The 1746-nt window shown below is 44.6% G+C and carries 1 protein-coding gene; it reads left to right on the top strand.

Annotation, left to right across the window (positions count from 1 at the left end; translation table 11 throughout):
* Positions 1-222: 222 nt before the first annotated feature.
* Complete coding sequence (locus BIZ36_RS20610; protein WP_187459742.1) at positions 223-1458, top strand: sensor histidine kinase; 1236 nt, start codon at positions 223-225, stop codon at positions 1456-1458.
* Positions 1459-1746: the final 288 nt, after the last annotated feature.

Genomic DNA, 1746 nt, shown 5'->3' with positions numbered 1-1746 from the left:
CGGCCGTGCTCTTTTGGAAAAGGATGAAGTTCATATTGTCCATACCCCCTAAAAAGTAGACCATTGCCCCCTATCATGACCGGTACAGTTCCGCTTTCCGTTCCCTGTTCGTTTAGCTTTCATAAACAATGGCCGGTACATTCTTTTAGGTAATCTTGCGATTTGGAAATATTGGTCTATTTTAGGCGCTACGTACCAACATTAATGACCTAACGATCAAATATGGAGCTGACAACAACGTTTCAAAGGGATATCGAGGATGTCCAGTCCCTTTCGATAGTACCCACGATACTGGACATCGTATGCCGTGCCACCGGTCTGCAGTTCGCGGCCATCGCCAGGGTCACCGATGAGAATTGGATAACATGTGGCGTATTGGACAAGATTCCGTTCGGACTGTCCGTAGGGGACGAACTGGAAATCGGTACCACCTTTTGCAACCAAGTACGCAAGACCGACAAAATTGTCGTGATTGACCATGTTAAGGAGGATTCCGTCTACAGGGACCATCCGATACCGCTACAATATGGTTTTCAGAGCTATATTTCCGTTCCCATAGTAAGAAAGGACGGGGAATTTTTCGGTACCCTTTGCGCACTCGATATCAGGCCCAATCGGCTGAATAACGCCAAGATAATAGATATGTTCACGCTGTTCTCCAATCTGATAGCATTTCATTTGGATACCATCAAGACCTTGAAGACCCAGAAACACTTGATCGGACAAAAGGAGAAACAGCTTGATACATATACCTACATATCCAGTCACGACCTACAGGAGCCCCTTCGTAAGATACAGTTATTGACAAGTTCGATACAGGAGCGCGAGTCTGGGAACCTATCACCTCGGGGAATGAAATATTTCGATTCCATAATGAAGGCCGCCACCCGGATGAGACGGATCGTCAACGATTTATTGGAATATTCCCAAATAGGTTACCGAACGGACAATTTCCAACACCATGACCTGGAAGCCTTGATCGGAAGGGTAAGGTTCAGGATCCAGGAAGAGTTCGGGATTACGCACCCATTTTTGCAACTTGGCGAACTCTGCTGCCTACCTATCGTGCCGGTACAGATGGAACAGCTCTTCTATAATATAATGCACAACAGCATCCGCTACAGGCACAAAGATCGGCAACCTTTGGTCTCTATCGGTTGTTCGATAGATAAAGGGACGAATTTTGGGCTACCGTCATTGGAGGATGATGTCGAATATTGTGAAATCGTGATAACGGACAATGGCATCGGGTTCGACCCGAAGTTCAACCTTCGGATTTTTGAAATGTTCAAGAGGCTGCATCCGGACGGGGAAAACCGATCCACAGGTATGGGGCTCACCATAGCGAAGCGGATCGCACAGAACCATGATGGCGATATGATAGCCATAGGCAAGCCAGGTGATTGTACCATGGTCAAGGTCTACCTGCCTACCGGAAGGTCGGACGGTAATGCTTGACCTGGGTCCTATCGTCCGTAACGGATGTAGTAACAAAAAACAATGCAATTTTACAGAACTAAATGCAACTGATTAGTGCCAGATAAGAATTTTTGCTGACATATAAAATTGATTTTCAATAATATATGATAATAGGATAGCTTGAAATTTTGAAAATCTGTAGCTTCGAGATTACACCACCATTTTGTTAATCGTTTTTTTGAACTTTTATTTGCTCGGTTTCTTTTGCCGATTATCTTTCATGGCAACTACAATTACCTGATTTTTATCGAAAATATAATACACGGT

Source organism: Cytophaga sp. FL35 (assembly GCF_014349235.1).
In the GTDB taxonomy this organism is placed as follows: domain Bacteria; phylum Bacteroidota; class Bacteroidia; order Flavobacteriales; family Flavobacteriaceae; genus Euzebyella.
Note: the sequence above shows the minus strand (reverse complement) of the source record. Positions and strands in the feature narration are given on the sequence as shown.